This window comes from Mesorhizobium sp. LSJC269B00 (genome assembly GCF_000502815.1).
GTDB lineage: Bacteria > Pseudomonadota > Alphaproteobacteria > Rhizobiales > Rhizobiaceae > Mesorhizobium.
Map to the genome: position 1 here is coordinate 45,624 of NZ_AYVN01000009.1, position 18,672 is coordinate 64,295.

Genomic DNA, 18,672 nt, shown 5'->3' on the forward strand with positions numbered 1-18,672 from the left:
GACATCATGCTCTACTTCTTTGATTTAGAGACGGATTCAGATTTCAGGTCGAACAGACCTGAAATCATCCGGCTCTAGGGAGCGAGAGTAAAAGCATCTTGACGAAAAGCTTCGTTTGCGCGGTCGATGTCGGCACCGGGAGCGCCCGCGCGGGCATTCTCGACACGTCAGGCACCTTGCTCGGCCGCGCCGAGCATCCGATCGTCATGAACCAGCCGCAGGCCGATCACGCCGAGCACAATTCGCAGGATATCTGGTCGGCTGTGTGCATCGCGGTGCGTGCCGCGCGCGAAAAGGCCGGTGTGTCAGCCGACGATATTGTCGGCATGTCGTTCGACGCCACCTGCTCGCTGGTGGTGCTGGACAGGAATGCCGGCCAGCTCAGCGTCTCGGTGACGGGCGAACGGCGCTGGGACACCATCGTCTGGCTCGACCATCGCGCCATCGCCGAGGCAGATGAATGCACCGATAGCGGCCACGCCGTACTTGACTATATCGGCGGCGTCATGTCGCCGGAAATGGCGACGCCGAAGCTGATGTGGCTGAAGCGCAATCTGCCGGGAACATGGCATGAGGCCGGCTACCTATTCGACCTTACGGATTTCCTGACCTGGAAGGCGACCGGTTCGCTGTCGCGCTCGCAATGCACGCTGACCGCCAAATGGACCTATCTGGCGCATGAGGAAACCGGCTGGCGCCGTGACTTCTTCGACAGGGTCGGGCTTGGCGATCTGTTCGAACACGGCAGCCTGCCGGAGAAGGCAAGTGCTGTCGGCGCAGACATCGGCACGCTCACGCCTGAAGCGGCGGCGGAGTTGGGCTTGAGCGAAAACTGTCGGGTCGGCGCCGGCGTCATCGATGCTTATGCCGGCGCGCTTGGCGTGCTCGGCGGCTTTGCTGGCGACGAGCAGAATATCGGCCGCCATCTGGCATTGATCGCCGGCACCTCGTCCTGCGTCATGGCCATGTCGCCCGATCCGCAGCCTTTCGCCGGCGTCTGGGGTCCATACTATGGCGCCGCACTGCCAAAGCTCTGGCTGTCGGAAGGCGGCCAGTCGGCTACCGGGGCTTTGCTCGACCACATCATCCGCTGGCATGGCGCCGGCGGCGAGCCGGATGCGGCCATGCATGCCAAGATCGCCAGGCGCGTCGCTGAACTGCGCAGCACCGAAGGCGACAAGCTGGCGGCGAGGCTGCATGTGCTGCCGGATTTCCACGGCAACCGCTCGCCGCTTGCCGACCCGCATGCCGTCGGCGTGGTCAGCGGGCTGACGCTGGATTCCTCTTTCGACAGCCTGTGCAAGCTCTATTGGCGCACGGCCGTCGGCATCGCGCTCGGCGTGCGCCATGTGCTGGAGGCGCTGAACGAGAACGGCTATCTCATAGACACGCTGCATGTCACCGGCGGCCACACCAAGAACCCGTTGCTGATGGAGCTTTATGCCGACGCCACCGGCTGCGCGGTGATCGAGCCGCTGGCCGACGAAGCCGTTCTGCTCGGCACCGGCATGGTCGCCGCCACTGCCGCTGGCCTGTTCCCGGACCTGAATGCCGCCTGCGTCGCCATGCAGCAAGGCGGCAGGGCGCGCACCTCGAACCCGACCGCGTCAGGCCGCTTCGACCGCGACTACAGGATCTTCCTCGAAATGCACCGCCAGCGGCAGGCGCTCGACGCCATCAGCTAGAGCAATTCCAGGAAAAGCGTGAAACGGTTTTCCGTCCGGAATTGCGTACCAAATCTAGGCCTCCTCTCGCCGGAGCAAGGATGCGCCGGTCGCCGCGTCGAACAGATGCACGCTCTCCTCCTCGAATGTGTAGCGCACAGGCGCGCGCAACGCCGGGCATTCGCGGGCCGATACCAACGCGCCGACCTCCTTGCCGCCGCAGGCGAACGTCACCAGCGCGTCATTGCCGTGGAACTCGATGAGGTCGGCGGTGCCTTGCAGAAGATTGATGCTCTGAGCACCGGCGGTCTTCAGGTCCGGCGGTCGGATTCCAAGCACGGCGCGATGGACGCCGCGCAGATCGAAGCCCAGGCCTTCTATGAAGAAGGTCGAGCCGCCGCCTGTCAGCGTCCAGCGTTCGTCCTTCCGCCCGACGGCCACGTCGATGAAATTCATGTTCGGCGTACCGATGAAGCCGGCGACGAACAGATTGCCCGGCTGGCGATAGATCTCGGCCGGCGAGCCGATCTGTTCGATGACGCCATCCCTGAGCAGCACTATCCGGTCGGCCAGCGTCATCGCTTCGAGCTGGTCGTGGGTGACATAGACGGTAGTGGTCTTCAGCGACTGGTGCAGGCGGGCGATTTCGACCCGCATATGGTTGCGAAGTTTGGCGTCGAGATTCGACAGCGGCTCGTCGAACAGGAACACTTTCGGCGTCTTGATCATGGCGCGCGCAATCGCCACGCGCTGCTGCTGGCCGCCGGAAAGTTCGGTCGGCTTGCGGGCGAGGTAAGGTTCGAGGCCGAGCGTCGTTGCCACCGCCTCGACCCGCTTCCGGATCTCGGCCGGGGGCACTTTCTGTCGCTTGAGCCCAAAGGCGATGTTGTCGAAGATCGTCATATGCGGGTAGAGCGCATAGTTCTGGAAAACCATGGCAATGCCGCGCTCGCCGGGCTCGAGATCGTTGACCACTTTGCCGCCGATCGACACTTCCCCGCCGCTGATATCCTCCAGTCCGGCCAGCATCCTGAGCAAGGTCGACTTGCCGCAGCCGGACGGGCCGAGGAATACGACGAATTCGTGCTCCTCGATCGAGAGATTGAGGTCGCGGATGACGGTGGTGGCGCCGTAAGCCTTGTCGACATGGGAGCAAACGATCGCGGACATGGTCAGCCCTTCTCGCCGGTAAGAAGGATTTGCAGCTTGACGTCTTGCGGCTTGCCTTGCGCCGCCCGCTCGAAGGCCTCGATGCTGTCCGAGAAATCATAAGTGCCGGTGATCAGCGGCTTGAGGTCGACCTTCCCCGAGGCGATCAGCTGCAGCGCGCGGTCGAAGATGTTGGCGTAACGGAACACCGTCTCGATGCGCACTTCCTTGGAGATCGCCGCCGGAACGTTGAGGCTGACCGGTTCGACCGGCAGTCCGACCAGCACCACCGCGCCGCCCGGCCGCACGACATCGAACAGGTCGGCGAATGCCTTCGGGCTGCCGCTCGCCTCGAACACGATATCCGCGCCCCAATTGTCGGTCGCGGCGGAGACTGCGTCGACCAGCGATTGCTCACCTATATTGACCGGCACGATGCCGGGATATTGCGCGGCAATATCGAGCTTGGGTGCGGAAAAATCGGAGATCAGCACCTTCGAGCAGCCGCCGGCCAGCGCCGCCAGCGCGATCATGATGCCGATCGGGCCGCAGCCGACGACGACGGCGACGTCGCCAGGCACGATGCGGGCGCGGCTCGCCGCCTGCATGCCGATAGCAAAGGGTTCGACCATCGCGCCTTCGGCGAAGGTGACATTGTCCGGCAGTCTGTAGGTGAAGGCGGCCGGGTGCACGGCATAGGGCGCCAGCACGCCATGCACAGGCGGCGTCGCCCAGAAGGAGACGTCAGGGTCGACATTGTAGATGCCGAGCCTGGTCGCGCGCGACGACAGGTTCGGCACGCCCGGCTCCATGCAGACGCGGTCGCCGACCTTCAGCGTGCCGACATTGGCGCCGATCTCGACGATCGTTCCCGCGGCTTCGTGGCCGAGCACCATCGGGGCCCGCACGACATAGCTGCCGATGGCGCCATGGGTGTAATAGTGCACGTCGCTGCCGCAGACGCCGACCGTGTGGATGGCGATCTTGACATCGCCCGGTCCGACGTCGAGCGGCAGCGCGATCTCGCGCAGCGACAGTTCGCCTTTTTTCTCAAGCACCAGTGCCCGCATAGGTAAGTCCTCGCATCAAGTCTTTTTTTGCCGGAAAACGGAATTCAGGAAGCCGCTGAGCACGCCGAGGAACAGCAGCGGCGGTAGCGACAACAGCACGACCGAGGCGTTGAGGATTCCCCACGGCACGTTCATGCCTTGCTGTGAAAGTTCGGAAGCGACGATCGGCAATGTCTTGGCGTTGGAACTGGACAGCATCAGCGCGATCAGGAATTCGTTCCACACCAGCACGAAGCTGAAGGCGACGGCGCCGATCAGCGAGCGCGCCGCTACCGGCAGCGCAATGCGCCAGAACACCGAGTAAGCGCCGTAGCCGTCGAGGAAAGCGGCTTCCTCGATTTCCTTAGGCACGGCCTGGAAGGCGGGAATGGCGAGCCACATGATCACCGAGATGGTGAGCAGCGAATAGGTGACGATCAGCGCCGGCAAGGTGTCGTAGAGCCCGATCTGCAGCCAGATCACCATCAGCGGAATGGCGACTGCCACCGGGGGCAGGAAGCGCAGCGACAACACGAAGAACTGGATGTCGCCAGCGAAGCGATTGGGATAGCGCGCCACCGCATAGGCTGCCGGAAGGCCGAGCATGACGCCGATCAGCACGGCGACGCCGCAGGAAATGACCGAGTTATAGAGACCGGTCATTACGCTGTCGCGGCCGATGATGTAGCTGATATTGTCGAAGGTCGGGGTAAACACCAGGCGCGGCACGCGGGTGATGATGTCGACATTGTTCTTCAGCGAATTGACCGCCGTCCAGGCGAGCGGAAACACCGCCATGAAGCCGGCGAAGGCCAGGATGATCTTGCCGATGAGGCGGCCCGGTCTCATGCGATACGGCCTCATGCGATTCGACTTCATGCCTGCACCCGCTTCCACAGCATGGTGAAGGTGATGACAGTCGCGATCATCATCAGCACCGCCATGGCCGAGGCATAGGACACCTTGCCGGATTCGATGAAGCCTTGCGAGAAGGCGTACATGTCGAGCGTCTCGGTCGCCACGCCCGGCCCGCCGCGCGTCATCACATAAATCAGGTCGAAGGAGCGCAGCGATTCGATCATCTTGACGAACATCAGGCTGATCAGCGGCGCCTTCAGCATAGGCAAGGTCACATAGGCATGGATCTGCCAGCGTTTGGCGTGGTCGAGCCGCGCCGCTTCGATCGGCTGCGGCGGCAAGGTCTCCAGAAGCTTCAGCACGATGACCGCGAAGAACAGTCCCCACTGCCAGACATCGACCGAGGCGACGGCAAACAGGGCCGTCGCTGGCTTCGAAAGCGGGTCGAAGATCAGCCCGCCGGTGATCAGCCGGTAGGGGTAGGTGGCGATGCCGTAGAGCGGATGATAGGCGAACTTCCACACGAAAGCCGCCGACACGCGCGGCAACAGCACCGGGATGATGAACAGCAGGCAGTAGATGTTGCGCAGCCGCGGCGACGCCACTTCGAACATCAGCACGCCGAGCCCGATGGCCACCATCATCGTTGTCACGACGGTGACGATTTCCCACTTCACCGAAACCCAGACCGCGTTGAGGAAACGCCGGTCGGCGAACAGGTCGATGAAGTTCGACAACCAGACCCAGGAATAGTCCGAGGAACTCAGCTCGCGGTTCTGCAGGGCGATGACGATGGCGTAGAGCGTCGGCACCATCGACAGCACCAGAAGAATGGCGAGCGTCGGAACCAGAAACGTCACGGGCAGGGAAGAGCGTCGGCGCATGGCCTATCCTCGGGCTGTGCCTTTTTGGAGAGACCCGCGGCGCACAGTCCCGGCATCCAGTCGAATGCCGTGGACCGCGCGCCGCGGGCGGGAGGATTACTTCTTCTTCACCAGCTCGTTGGCGTAGGCCTCGAGTTCGTCGAGGCCGCCCTTGACGTCGGTGCGCGTGCCGGTGACCAGCTCTTCCAGGATGATGCCCCAGCGGTCGCCGAGATCCGGCCAGCGCGGATCTTGCCAGAAGTTCACCGCCGTCACCTTGCCGGTATCGGCAAGCGCCTGGCCGAGATCGGCGCCGTAAATGTCGGCGAACTCCTTGCTGGACAGCACGCTGGTGCGGTTGAGCTCGCCGAATTGGTGCGCGTCGAGCCGGCGCTTCTCGTTCTCCTTCGACGTCGCCCAGGCGATGAACAGGCCGGCGCATTGCTTCGCGGCGTCATCGGCATTGGCCTTGGCGGCGATGGCGAGGCCGTGGCCGTAGCCGCCGCCGGTCAGTGGCGAGGGCGGCGGCAGGAAGCCGATCTTGCCGACCACTTGCGAGGTCTTCGGGTCGACCGCCATGCCCGACAGCGGCGTCGATTCGACCAAGATGGCAACCTGGCCCGAAAGGAAGGCGCCGGTCGATTCATCCCAGCTGCCGGTCTGCGTGCCGGGCGCTGAATCCTTGAACAGTTTAAGATAGGTCTCGGTCGCTTTGACCGCGGCCTCGGAGTTGAAAGCCGGCTTGTCACCGTCGAACCATTTTCCGCCATAGGCCTTGAAGAACGGCATCCAGCGCCAGACATTGGCGCCCGAGCCACGCGCGCCGCGCAGCGCGATGCCGTATATGCCCTTGTCGGGATCGGTCAGCTTCGGCACGTCGGCGATCAACTCGTCCAGCGTCTTCGGCGGCTGGATGCCGGCGGCTTCCAGAATGTCCTTGCGGTAGACCATCAGGTCGCCGCCGCCGGTCAGCGGCGCGAACCACACCTTGCCGTCATAGGTGGCGACCTTCTGCCGGCCCGGGTCGAAATCGGCGTAGTCGTAGTCAGCCGGGTAATAGTCGGTGAGCGGCACGATCCATTTCGACGAGGCGAACAGCGCGACATTGGCTTCGTCGACATAGTAGACGTTGTAGTTGCCGACCGTGGACGCATCGGCGCGCGACTTTGCCCGGCGGTCGTTCTCGTTGAGATAGTCGATCTGGAAGCTGGCGCCGGCCAGTTTCTGGAACTCGTCCTTGGACGCCTCCAGCAGCGTCAGCCCGTCACGCGGTTGCGCCAGCACCTTGACCGGCGCCGAGCAGACCGGCGCCGCCAGCGCCATGGTCGAGAGGGTCGTGGTAAGCATGAAAGCTGCGCTTATGCTCGCAGCGAGCCGAATTGGTTTCATTGATTTTCTCCTCCAGGAACAGTCGCAGGAAGCGGAAGTCTTCGGTTGCGCGATCCTCGCCATCGCCCGAGCGACAAGCCACCCATCGCCAAAATGAGGAGTTGCTAAAGGCCGCGCTAGAAGCCCCGTTGCAGCAGACCTGTACTTTTATGCATTGTGCGCTGCAAAATCCGGCCCGCCTGCACGGCCTCTGTCACATGAGTACCGATGGAGTGAGGAAGGCCGGTTTTCAGGCGCGCATCGTCATCCGCTGCTTCGACAGCTTGCGGTAGGATGACGGCGTCATCCGGTGTTTGCGCAGGAAGGCGCGGTTGAAGTTGGAGATGTTCATGTAGCCGACCTGGAAGCAGATGTCGGTGATCGGAATATCGGTGTCCGCCAGCAGCTTGCAGGCTTGCCAGAGCCGGAGCTTGGCGATGTGGTCGCTGAAACTGTTGCCGGTGTTTTTCTGGAAGAAGCGCGAAAACGTGCTTTCGCTCATCCCCGCCAGCTCCGCCGCCTCCGGCAGCTTCAGGTCCTCGGCGAAGTGCTGGAAGAGATAGGTCAGCGTGCGCTGGATGATGTCCAGCGAGGTTGCGTCGAGCGCGGGTGAGAAATCCGGCGAGGACAAAAGCTCGTATTCGTCTGTCCTGGCCAGCAGATCGACCAGTTCGAGGAAGAGGCAAAACCGGGCGAGCCCGTGCACGGTGCCCATCCGTTCCATCAGCGCAGCGCCGTCGAGCGCGGCGCGGCCATGGAAGACGATGCCGCGCAGCGATCGCTCCAGGAACGGTTCTAGTTCGCGCAGCTCCGGCAGCAGTCCCGCCGAGCCGCGCAGCCGCTGCGGATCGAATTGCAGCACGATGTCGCGTCCTTCGATCAGCTCGCCGGGTTGCACCGATGTCACCCAGTCATGCGGCAGCCCGCCGCCGACGATGCTCAGGTAGCCCGGCCCGAATTCGCCGATGTGATCGCCGACCAGCGCGACCCCGGAAGACTTCCTCAGGAGATGGATCTCGTATTCCGGATGAAAATTCCAGACATTGCGCTCCCAGGGATAGTCGTCGAGCCGCCACAGGAAACTGTCGCTCGCCTCGGTGACGATGTGCTCGAAAGCCGGCACTGTGCGAGGGATCGCGGCCGTGTTCTTTCTGCGCCTGAATGCCATCGTCTGCTCTCGGGGCGTATGAGGAAGCGACTGGTTTCGGGTAATCCGTAGCAGTCTGTCGCCCGCAAGTGAACGATGTCTGCCTCAGCGATTTCAACGCCGGCTCTCGATGATCTCGATGAAGCGGGCGAACAGCCCGGCCTGGGATTTGATGCCGAGTTTGCGGTGGATGTTGCGGCGGTGAACCTTCACCGTTCCCGGCACGATGCGCATGGCTCTTGCGACCGACTCGGTGGAATGCCCCTGCAGCACCAGATCGACGACATGCTTTTCGCGCGGGGTCAGCGACAGGCTTTCCCAAATGTGTGCGCGGTCGAACTCGTTGACTGCGGCGATCGTCTCGCCCTGCTCCGCTTCGTCCTGCTCCTCGGCCGAAAGTGCGGGCCAGCGCAACCGGGCGAAGTTGATGACCGCCGGCGCCATGTCGCGCAGCAGCCTGGCATCGGCGGTGCCGAAGGGACCCGAGGCGTGCAATCGCATCAGCGACAGCACCAGCGCATCCTTGCCGGGCAGCGGCACGAAGAAGCCGACCTCCTCGGCCAGCCTTGTCTGGCTATAGTAGGTGCGAAAATACTCGCTGGCATAGAAGCGGTCGGGCGCCAGTTCGCGCATGCGCCAGAACCCCTCCTTGCGCTCCACCGCCGCGTGATGAAATGGGTCGAGCAGATAAGGTCCTTCCTGATAGAGCGTGACGAAGACATGGCTCTCGGCCGGCGAGAAGGTTTCGAACAGCAGCGGCGGTCGCGAGGCGCCGCGGTAACCGAAGATCACGCAGTGGTCGAAGCCGACATGCTGGCTCAACCAGCCGACCATTGCCTTGCCGAACAGGTCGCCGCTCGTCTCCCGTGTCGCCGCGACAAGGGCTGCGAGCCGGCTGTATTCGTCGCTGCGGGACGCACTCAATCTATACTCCCTTAAACGAGAAAATAGATCAGATATACCACCAGCGAGGTATATACTAGACGCCATTGGCTCTGGTAGCGTCCTGGAATAGCCCTGTTGCTGGAGCCAGCACTTTGACCGCAGTGCCCGACATCGAGTTTCGCGGCGTCACCAAGCGCTATGGCGCTGTGACCGCCGTCAGCGGCATCGATCTGGCTGTGCCGCCCTCCGCCTTTGTCGCCCTTCTCGGACCGTCCGGCTGCGGCAAGACCACATGCCTGCGCATGATAGGCGGCTTCGAGCAGCCGAGCGAAGGCCAGGTGTTCATCCGTGGCCGGGACATGGCCGGCACACCGCCCTATCGTCGGCCGGTCAACATGGTGTTCCAGCAATACGCGCTGTTTCCGCATCTCGATGTCGAAGCCAATGTGTCCTACGGGCTGCGCCAGGCACGGCCGCGCCTGTCGTCGCAGGAAATCGGCTGGCGCGCCGGCGAGGCGCTCGAAATGGTGCGGCTCGCCGGCTATGGCCGCCGCAAGATCCACGAACTCTCCGGCGGCCAGCAGCAGCGCGTCGCGCTGGCGCGCGCACTGGTCAACAAGCCGGCTGTGCTTTTGCTCGACGAGCCGCTGGCAGCGCTCGACAAGAAGCTGCGCACCGACATGCAGATCGAGCTGCAGAACCTGCAGCGCGAGATCGGCATCACCTTCGTGCTGGTCACCCACGACCAGGAGGAGGCGCTGTCGATGAGCGACTTCGTCTGCGTCATGAACGGCGGCCGCATCGTACAGCTCGGGCAACCAAGCGAGATCTATGACGAGCCGGCCGACCTGTTCGTCGCCGACTTCGTCGGCAAGACCAATCTGTTGAGCGGCAAGGTTGCCGGGCATACAGGCGATCTTGTCAATGTGGCGCTGGCGGACGGAACCGTCATTGCCGCGCGCAAACGAACCGCCTTGCAGCAGGGCGAGACCGTTTCTGTTAGCCTGCGTCCTGAATCGCTAAGCCTCGGCGCCACCAAAGGCAGCCCTTTCAAGGGCATCGTACGCAACCGGATCTTCTTGGGCTCGACGGCGGAATACGCCATCGAGGTGCAGGGCATCGGAACGCTGCTGGCCAAGGCCGACCATGTGATCGGCCATGGCAACCTCTTCAAGCCGGGTGAACCCGTCGCCATCGGCTTTGCCTCCGGGACGCCGCTGGCGTTTCCGGAGACCAAGAACAACGGGACCAACCAGAGGGTAGCAAAAAATGTCGAAATCATATGGTGACGGACTGCCGATTAGCCCTGAGAACTTCGTCGACCAGCTGATGCGCCTGAAGCGCGGCTCGATCGGCCGCCGCGACTTCCTCGGCCTCACCGGCCTTGGCATCGCAACCGCGGTGATGGCGCGCGAGCTCGGCATCATGCCGACGCCGGCCTTCGCCGCCGAAAACCTCGGCGACCGCATGTCGATCGCCACCTGGCCGAACTATCACGACCCGCAGACCTTCGAGAATTTCAAGAAGGACACCGGCGTCGCCGTCGAGGTCAACGTCTTCGGCTCCAATGAGGAGATGCTTGCCAAGCTGCAGGCCGGCGCCTCGGGCTGGAGCCTGTTCGTGCCGACCAACTACACGATCTCGACCTACAAGAAACTCGGCATCATCGATCCGCTCGACATGGCCAAGCTGCCGAATTTCGACGGCACGCAGGAAGACCCGCGCTTCACTGGGGAAGGCACGATCGACGGCACGACCTACGCGGTGCCGAAGAACTGGGGCACCACGGGCTTTGCCGTCAACACCAAGAAGCTGGCTAAGCCGATGACCAGCTGGAAGGAATTCTGGGACGTCGCCATGGCTGAGGGTGATGGCCGCACCATGGTGCATGACTACCAGCTGACCACCATCGGCAACGCGCTGAAATATTACGGCTATTCCTTCAACTCGCTGAAGCAGGACGAACTCGCCAAGGCCGAGGAACTGCTGCTCAAGGTCAAGCCGCATCTGTTCGCGGTCTCTTCGGACTACCAGCCGGGCATGCGGGCGGGCGACGCCTGGATGACCATGTGCTGGACGAATGATGGCGCACAGCTGCATCGCGATATCCCGGAGATCGCCTATGTCTTGGGCAAGGAGGGCGGCGAAATCTGGACCGATTTCTACGCCATCCCGAAGGACGCGCCGAACAAGCCGGCCGGCTATGCCTTGCTCAATTATCTGATGACCCCGGAGGTTGCTGTGAAGGAGCATCTCGCCAATGGCGCGCCCTCGACCGACGCGCGGGTCAACAAACTGCTGCCCAAGGAAGTGCTCGACAATCCGATCCTTTACCCGGCGGCCGACCTGTTGACACCGCTGGAGTTTGGTGCGGCGGCGACGCTGACCGACCCCGGCCGCGCCGAACTGATGGCGCGCTTCAAGTCGGCTTGAGGCTGGCCTGACGCAAACGGAAAACCGGCGGGCCTAGGTCCGCCGGCATCGGGGCGGTTTAATGCACGGCAACAGATTTCGGCACAATTTTCTGACAGCGCTGCTGCTCGCACCGGCCACGGCGTGGCTGGTGGTGTTCCTGGTGTTGCCGTTCATCGCCATTGCCGTGTTTAGCGTCGGCGAGCGGGCGCCGGAGGGCGGCTATCAGGCCGCCTTCACGCTGGCGCAGTATGCCAATCTTCCGGCGCGGGCGACTGCTTTCTGGAACACGATGATGCTGGCGCCGGTGGGCGCGCTTGCCTGCCTGCTCGTCGCCTACCCGGTTGCCTACTACCTCGCCCTGAAGGCGCCGCAACGCTGGCGACTGATCCTGCTTGCGCTCGTCGTCATTCCCTTTTGGACCAGCCTTTTGATGCGCACCTATGCCTGGATGTACATTCTGGGCGGACGCGGCATTCCCGCACTGCTGGCCTTTGTCGGCACCGAGGATGTCAGGCTGATCAACACGCCGGGCGCCGTGCTGCTCGGCATCGTCTATGGCTATTTGCCGCTCATGATCCTGCCGATCTATGTCAGTCTTGAGCGGCTCGACCGACGGCTGCTGGAAGCCTCTGCCGATCTCGGCGCGACGCCGCTCTCGACCTTCCTAGGCGTGACGCTGAAGCTGTCGCTGCCGGGCGTCATGACCGGCTTCTCGCTGGTCATGATCCTGCTGCTTGGCGAATACCTGATCCCGACGCTGCTTGGCGGTGGCAAGGTGTTCTTCATCGGCAACGCGCTGGTCGACCTGTTCCTGCAGTCGCGCAACTGGCCGTTCGGATCGGCCATCGCCATCACCTTGGTGGCGGTTTCGGTGGTGGTGCTGATTGCCGCCAACCGCATCTCGACGCGGGTGTCGGGCGCCCGCAGGGTGGATCTGATCTGATGCGCGCCTTCGTCACAGCCGTCTTCGCCTTCCTCTATCTGCCGATTGCGTTGGTCGTGCTGTTTTCCTTCAACGCCGGCCGCCATGCCAGCGAGTTCACCGGCTTTTCGGTGCAGTGGTACGGCACGGCGCTGTCGAACCCGTTCCTGGTCGAGGCATTGAAGAACAGCCTGTTCATCGCCGCCACCAGCGCGCTTCTGGCGGCGGTGTGCGGCACGGCAGCCGCACTCGGCCTGGCGCGGGTCGGGCTCAGAACCCGCGCCGTCTTCGACGCGCTGATGGGTGCCGCGATCGTCGTTCCCGGCGTCGTCATCGGCATCTCGACGCTCGTCGCGCTGGTCCAGTTGTTTGGCGTGCTCAACCCGTTCCTCGCCTCGATCTGGCCAAACGACCAGCCGCCGCGCCTGTCGCTCGGCTATGGATCGATCATCGCCGCCCACGGCCTGTTTTCGATGGCGTTGGTGACGATAATCGTCGGCACGCGTCTCGCCAGCCTCGACCGCAACCTGGTCGAGGCCTCGAGCGATCTCTACGCCACGCCGCTGACGACGTTTCGCTCGATCGTGCTGCCGCAGATCATGCCGGCGGTGATCGCCGGCTTCCTGCTCGCCTTCACCTTCTCCTTCGACGATTTCATCGTCGCCTTCTTCGTCGCCGGCGCGCAGACGACGCTGCCGATCTATGTCTTCGCCTCGATCCGGCGCGGCGTGACGCCGGAAATCAACGCCATCGCCACCATCGTGCTCGTCGCCTCGGTTCTTCTGGTGGTGCTTGCCCAATGGCAGCTGCGCCAGCGCCAGCCGTCAAACTGAACAAGCCATCCAGCTGAAAGACAAACTCATGCTCCTCAAAGACCGCATCGCCGTGGTGACGGGCGCCGGTTCCGGCATCGGCCGCGCCGGCGCCATGATCATGGCCAGGGAAGGCGCGCTGGTGGTCATCGCCGACCGGGATAAGACCAGCGGCGAGGCGACAGCGGCGAGTATCCGCGCGGCTGGCGGGCAGGCCGAGGCCATTGTCACCGACGTCTCTGACGACGCGGCGGTAGGGCAGCTCATCACAGGCACTCTCGGCAAGTATGGCCGCATCGACATTCTGCACAATCACGCCGGCATCCAGGTCGGCGGCACGCTGACCGAGGTCGAGGTCGATGGTATGGATGCGTCCTGGCGCATCAATGTACGGGCGCAGTTTCTGGCCGCGCGGCTGGTCATGCCGGCAATGGTCGCGCAAGGCGGCGGCGTCATCCTCAACACGGCTTCGAATTCGGGCGTCTTCTACGACCGCGAGATGATCGCCTATGCCACGTCCAAACATGCCGTGGTGGCGATGACCAGGCAGATGTCGCTCGACTATGCCCGGCACAATGTGCGCGTCAACGCGCTCTGCCCCGGCTGGGTCGACACCCCCTTCAACGAACCGTTCATCGCCCAGATGGGCGGACGCGAGGCGATCGAAACCTATGTCCGCACCAAGATTCCGATGGGCCGCTGGGCGAGCGCCGAAGAGATCGCAGAAGCGATCCTGTTCCTCGTCTCCGACCGCTCATCCTTCATGACCGGCCAGGCACTGGTGATCGACGGCGGCGAAAGCATCGGCTGATCTAGAGCAATTCCAGGAAAAGTGTGTAACGGTTTTCCGTCCGGAATTGCGTAAAACAAATAAGGGCAGCCGGATAGGAGGGTTCCCGCTTCTGGCTCAATCGCCGGCTGCCCGTCCTCCCTTGCCTTCATGCCGCATTTCGTCCAATAGAACGACGCAAACGCTGCGAAACCGAAGGTTTTGCCGTTTGGAAGTGCGGCTTCCGGCCTCGTTGCCGACGCGCCGCAATCGGAAAGAGCAGGACAATGTCTGCGATCGAAGCCGGCGCTCGTGCGCCGGAAAATCTTTGGCGTCAGGAAATCAGGGCGACGCTGGCGCTGGCCTGGCCGATGGTGCTGACCAATCTCGGCCAGACCGCGATGACCGCCACCGACGTCATGATGATGGGGCGTCTGGGCGCGGACACGCTGGCCAGCGGCGCGCTTGGCGCCAATCTCTATTTCATGCCGCTGATCTTCGGCCTCGGCCTGATGCTGGCGACCTCGCCGATGATCGCCACCGAGCTTGGCCGCCGGCGCTATTCGGTGCGCGATTTGCGCCGTACCGTGCGCCAGGGCCTGTGGCTGGCGATCCTGATCTCGATCCCGATCTGGATCGTGCTGTGGCATGGCGAGGCCATTCTGCTGGCCATGGGCCAGGAGCCGGCGCTCGCCCACCAGGCCGGCATCTATCTGCGCTGGCTGGAATGGGCGGTGCTGCCGTTCTACGGCTATATCGTGCTGCGCTCGTTCATCTCGGCGCTGGAGCGGCCAGGCTGGGCGTTGGTCATCGTTTTCGTCGCCGTCGCCTGCAACGCCTTTTTCAACTGGGTGTTCATGTTCGGCAATCTCGGCGTCACCTCGATGGGCATTGCCGGTTCGGGGCTGGCGACCACGCTGTCGAGCACGCTGATGTTCTGCGGCCTGGCAGCCGTGGTGATGCTGGAGAAGAAGTTCCGCCGCTACCGCCTGTTCGGCCGCTTCTGGCGCTCCGACTGGCCGCGCTTCAAGGGTCTGCTGCGGCTCGGCATGCCGATCGCCGGCATCCTCGCCTTCGAGGTGACGATCTTCAACGCCGCAGCCCTGCTGATGGGCCTGATCGATGCGGATTCGCTCGCCGCGCACGCTATCGCAATCCAGATCGCCTCGATCTCCTTCATGGTGCCGCTCGGCCTCAACCAGGCTGTGACGGTGCGCGTCGGCCTGGCCCACGGCGCCGGCAATCCGGCCGGCGTTTCGCGCGCCGGCTGGACCGCCTTCGTCATCGGCGTCTCGTCCATGGCGCTGATGGCGCTGGTGATGGTGCTGTGGCCGCATCTGTTGATCAGCGCCTTCATCGACATGACCGATCCGGCCAATGCCAGGGTGATCGCGCTGGCCGTGTCGTTCTTGGCCTTTGCCGCGCTGTTCCAGATCTTTGACGGCGCGCAGGCCGTTGCCGCCGGCATGCTGCGCGGCCTGCACGACACCAAGGTGCCGATGATTTACGCGGCGATCGGCTATTGGGGCATCGGCCTGCCGCTCGGCGTGCTGCTCGCCTTCCATTTCGGCTTGCACGGCGTCGGCATCTGGATCGGCCTGGCGTCGGGGCTGGCCGTGGTGGCGGTGCTGCTCCTCGCGCGCTGGCTGCGGCGGGACCGCATCGCACCGCCGCTCGTCTTCAGGCATTGACGGCGAACCAAGCGGTCCGCCAACTGCCCGAAGCAGTCACTGCAGAGCAGATGTCTGGTATCGCTTTGGGCCGAAAGCTGCCGGTCGGCTTGCGACGCGCAGGTTAAATAGCGGACCATGCGAAAACGCCCCTGGCAGAGTACTTCAACGGCGGAACTCCTGAAATTGCGTCAGTCGCAATCGAGGTCTTCCCATTGTTGGAAATGGAGACCAAGGTGGCCACATGGAGCACTTAAATACGCAAACATTTGTGCTCGTGTCGACATTGATCATGGTCGGCCAAAACCTCGATCACCCGGCATTCGCCGACTCTACCATGGCGGCAGCCTTCAACCATCAGCTCGAGCTCGGCCTGCAAGGCTTTCAGGCTGCGGATACGCTGCGCAACGTCGGCGAGCCGTGCTTGGGCAATGGCGTCAGCCGTTGCACAAGGCTGTAAAGGGTTATCCTGCAAATCAAGTAGAGTGCGGATCGCTTCGATATCGAAGCCCAGTTCGCGGGAATGGCGAATAAACGCTAACCGGCGCAAGTCGCCACATTCATATTGACGGCGGTTGCCGTCACTTCGCGCTGGCGCGGCAAGCAACCCTATCTGCTCGTAATAGCGAATGGTCGGTACTTTCACGCCGCTTTGGCGGGCGGCTTCGCCAATGGTCACTCCATTCAGCATATTTCGCATGCTCCTCTAGTCGCTAGAGGATGTAGCGTCGCAGTCAAACGATACAAGAGGAATGTTATGACCGCGCTTCAAGCACAAACCCGTTATCGCGTCGAAGGCATGGATTGTGCCGGTTGCGCCACCAAAATCGATAAGGCGGTACGTCGCATCCCTGGCGTCGAAGATGTCAGCGTGTCCGTCACCGCCGGCACCATGACGGTCAGGCACACGCCCGAGAGTGACCTCGCCGAACTTGAAAAGAAGGTGACTGGCCTCGGCTACACGGTTGCCGAACTCAAGGTAAAGGGAAAGGTCGGGCTGGACGGGGCAGAGCACCATCACAATGACCACGACGATGCGGGCGACTACCATGCGGGCCATGCTCACGCCAGCCACGATCAGGTCAGCGAAAGTCAAGATGACCGCGAGGAGGGAATAGAGGGCCTTCACGGGCACGACCGCGCGCCAACCTCGGGGCCGTGGTGGAAGAGTCCCAAGGGTCGCCTGACGATCGCCAGCGGCGCGGCGCTGGTCCTTGCGTTTGCCATTCACTATGTGTGGCCGGCGTCCGGGGTGTGGGTCTTTATCGCGGCCATGCTGGTTGGCCTGGTGCCTATCGCCAAACGGGCCGTCATGGCCGCCGTCGCAGGCATTCCCTTCACCATCGAAATGCTCATGACCATAGCGGCCGTCGGTGCGGTCATTATCGGCGCCGGCCAGGAAGCTGCCACTGTGGTCTTCCTGTTCCTTGTCGGTGAGCTTCTCGAGGGCGTTGCCGCCGGAAAGGCGCGCTCGAGCATTCAAGCGCTGACCACGCTGGTCCCGAAAACGGCCTTCATTGAAAAGGGCGGCAAGACGCGCGAGGTGCCGGCCGAAAGCCTTGAAGTAGGCGCCATGATCATGGTGCGGCCGGGTGACCGGATTCCCGCCGATGGCGAGATCACCGAGGGTGAGAGCGCGATCGACGAATCCCCGGTGTCAGGCGAGAGCGTGCCGGTGCGCAAATGCGTCGGCGACAAGGTTTTCGCCGGCACCATCAATGGCGACGCTGTTTTGCGCATCAAGGTCACCGCCGTTGCCTCCGATAACACCATCGCGCGCGTCGTCAAGCTGGTCGAGGAAGCCCAGGAGAGCAAGGCGCCAACTGAGCGGTTCGTCGACCGCTTCTCGCGCTGGTACACGCCTGCTGTGGTCGGCGTGGCCGCGATGGTGGCCGTGGTTCCACCTCTCGTTTTCGGCGGCAACTGGAACGAATGGATCTACAAAGGCCTCGCCCTGTTGCTCATCGGCTGCCCCTGTGCCCTGGTCATCTCGGTCCCGGCGGCAATCGCCGCGTCGCTCTCGGCTGGCGCCAAGCGCGGCCTACTGATGAAGGGCGGGGCGGTCCTCGAGGCTCTCGGCAAGGTCACCGCCGTGGCGCTTGACAAGACCGGCACGCTCACGCTGGGCAAGCCCCAGGTCACCGACGTGGTTTCTTTCGGAAAATCGGAGGCCGAAGTGCTGCGTCTTGCTGCCGCCTTGGAGACCGGCTCAAGCCATCCGCTTGCCATCGCCATCCTCGCAAAGGCGTCTGCAGACAAGGTTCAGGCTCCGGCCGCGTCCAAAGCGCAGGCTCTAGGTGGCAAGGGGGTCAAGGCGAACGTGGAAGGCACCGAAGTTTTCCTTGCATCGCCACAGGCGGCCGAGGATACGGCGAAGCTCACTGAGGTTCAAAAGTCTCAAATCGCCGCGCTCAATGACGAAGGCAAAACCGTTTCGGTCGTCCTCGTCGACAACAAGGTGGCGGGCGCCATTGCAATGCGTGATGAACCGCGCCCGGACGCTTTCGCTGGTCTCAAGGCGCTGACGGATTCCGGCATTAAGACCATCATGCTGACGGGCGACAACAAGCGGACAGCTGCCGCGATCGGCAAGCAACTCGGCATCGAGGTCCGCGCCGCGCTACTGCCAGAAGACAAGCAGCGTATTGTCGGAGAGCTGAAGGGAGAGGGCCTCATTGTGGCCAAGGTCGGCGATGGCATCAATGACGCGCCAGCCCTTGCGGCCGCCGATGTTGGTATTGCGATGGGCGGCGGCACTGACGTGGCTCTCGAAACCGCTGATGCAGCGGTGCTGCATGGCCGTGTCGGCGACGTTGCCGCGATGATTGCGCTGTCGAAGGCGACCATGGCCAACATCAAACAGAACATAGCCATGGCCCTCGGCCTCAAGGCCGTCTTCCTCGTGACCACGGTCTTGGGAATCACCGGCCTGTGGCCGGCGATCATGGCCGATACCGGCGCGACCGTGCTGGTGACGGCCAATGCCATGCGCCTCCTGCGCTGGAAAGGGGCAGCATGACGGCGGTGCCGCACCATGTGCTAGACTTGCGAAATGGCTGGTGCACACCGGCTTCGCCGCACCAGCCATATCGCTGAAGATC

General features: G+C 63.2%; 16 protein-coding genes. 8 read left to right on the top strand and 8 right to left on the bottom strand.

Annotated features, from left to right (window positions below):
• The first annotated feature begins 98 nt into the window (after positions 1–98).
• Positions 99–1,685, top strand: a complete 1,587-nt coding sequence (locus X771_RS144510; protein ID WP_023689171.1) for an FGGY-family carbohydrate kinase — start codon at positions 99–101, stop codon at positions 1,683–1,685.
• A gap of 54 nt (positions 1,686–1,739) precedes the next feature.
• On the opposite strand, the gene ugpC is transcribed toward X771_RS144510, so the two are convergent.
• The 7 genes from ugpC to X771_RS144475 form a co-directional block, all read right to left on the bottom strand.
• Entirely contained in the window at positions 1,740–2,834 is a 1,095-nt protein-coding gene (gene ugpC / locus X771_RS144505; protein WP_023689172.1) for a sn-glycerol-3-phosphate ABC transporter ATP-binding protein UgpC, read from the bottom strand.
• 2 nt (positions 2,835–2,836) lie between these two features.
• Entirely contained in the window at positions 2,837–3,883 is a 1,047-nt protein-coding gene (locus tag X771_RS144500) for an NAD(P)-dependent alcohol dehydrogenase (RefSeq protein WP_023689173.1), read from the bottom strand.
• Between the two features lie 15 nt (positions 3,884–3,898).
• Entirely contained in the window at positions 3,899–4,711 is an 813-nt protein-coding gene (locus tag X771_RS144495; RefSeq protein WP_023689174.1) for a carbohydrate ABC transporter permease, read from the bottom strand.
• A 26-nt stretch (positions 4,712–4,737) separates the two neighbouring features.
• Positions 4,738–5,604 carry a sugar ABC transporter permease gene (locus X771_RS144490; protein ID WP_023689175.1) on the bottom strand — a complete coding sequence of 289 codons (867 nt, stop codon included), beginning with the start codon at positions 5,602–5,604 and terminating at the stop codon, positions 4,738–4,740.
• Between the two features lie 96 nt (positions 5,605–5,700).
• The gene (locus tag X771_RS144485) at positions 5,701–6,972 is read right to left on the bottom strand and encodes a sugar ABC transporter substrate-binding protein (RefSeq protein WP_023689176.1); all 1,272 of its coding nucleotides are present in this window, start codon (positions 6,970–6,972) and stop codon (positions 5,701–5,703) included.
• A gap of 229 nt (positions 6,973–7,201) precedes the next feature.
• The gene (locus X771_RS144480) at positions 7,202–8,119 is read right to left on the bottom strand and encodes an AraC family transcriptional regulator (protein ID WP_023671262.1); all 918 of its coding nucleotides are present in this window, start codon (positions 8,117–8,119) and stop codon (positions 7,202–7,204) included.
• 93 nt (positions 8,120–8,212) lie between these two features.
• Positions 8,213–9,022 (bottom strand): LuxR C-terminal-related transcriptional regulator, encoded by an 810-nt coding sequence (locus X771_RS144475; RefSeq protein ID WP_023689177.1) that lies wholly within the window; start codon positions 9,020–9,022, stop codon positions 8,213–8,215.
• Between the two features lie 113 nt (positions 9,023–9,135).
• On the opposite strand from X771_RS144475, the gene X771_RS144470 reads away from it, so the two are divergent.
• The 6 genes from X771_RS144470 to X771_RS144445 all read left to right on the top strand — a co-directional run bounded on the left by X771_RS144470 (position 9,136) and on the right by X771_RS144445 (position 15,592).
• Positions 9,136–10,272 carry an ABC transporter ATP-binding protein gene (locus X771_RS144470; protein ID WP_023689178.1) on the top strand — a complete coding sequence of 379 codons (1,137 nt, stop codon included), beginning with the start codon at positions 9,136–9,138 and terminating at the stop codon, positions 10,270–10,272.
• On the top strand, positions 10,253–11,416 hold the full coding sequence (locus X771_RS144465) for a spermidine/putrescine ABC transporter substrate-binding protein (RefSeq protein ID WP_023689179.1): 1,164 nt from the start codon (positions 10,253–10,255) through the stop codon (positions 11,414–11,416). Before X771_RS144470 ends, X771_RS144465 begins: the two co-directional genes overlap by 20 nt.
• A 61-nt stretch (positions 11,417–11,477) precedes the next feature.
• Entirely contained in the window at positions 11,478–12,341 is an 864-nt protein-coding gene (locus X771_RS144460; RefSeq protein ID WP_023689180.1) for an ABC transporter permease, read from the top strand.
• Positions 12,341–13,153, top strand: a complete 813-nt coding sequence (locus X771_RS144455; protein WP_023689181.1) for an ABC transporter permease — start codon at positions 12,341–12,343, stop codon at positions 13,151–13,153. The genes X771_RS144460 and X771_RS144455 overlap by 1 nt, the downstream gene beginning before the upstream one ends.
• Positions 13,154–13,181: 28 nt before the next feature.
• The gene (locus tag X771_RS144450) at positions 13,182–13,943 is read left to right on the top strand and encodes a glucose 1-dehydrogenase (protein WP_023671268.1); all 762 of its coding nucleotides are present in this window, start codon (positions 13,182–13,184) and stop codon (positions 13,941–13,943) included.
• A gap of 245 nt (positions 13,944–14,188) precedes the next feature.
• Positions 14,189–15,592 carry an MATE family efflux transporter gene (locus X771_RS144445; protein ID WP_023689182.1) on the top strand — a complete coding sequence of 468 codons (1,404 nt, stop codon included), beginning with the start codon at positions 14,189–14,191 and terminating at the stop codon, positions 15,590–15,592.
• Between the two features lie 232 nt (positions 15,593–15,824).
• Here the strand turns inward: X771_RS144445 and X771_RS1000000167015 are convergent, their stop codons facing one another.
• Positions 15,825–16,259, bottom strand: a complete 435-nt coding sequence (locus X771_RS1000000167015) for a helix-turn-helix domain-containing protein (protein WP_156936019.1) — start codon at positions 16,257–16,259, stop codon at positions 15,825–15,827.
• A 69-nt stretch (positions 16,260–16,328) separates the two neighbouring features.
• On the opposite strand from X771_RS1000000167015, the gene X771_RS144435 reads away from it, so the two are divergent.
• Complete coding sequence (locus X771_RS144435) at positions 16,329–18,590, top strand: heavy metal translocating P-type ATPase (RefSeq protein WP_023689184.1); 2,262 nt, start codon at positions 16,329–16,331, stop codon at positions 18,588–18,590.
• Positions 18,591–18,672 lie beyond the last annotated feature (82 nt).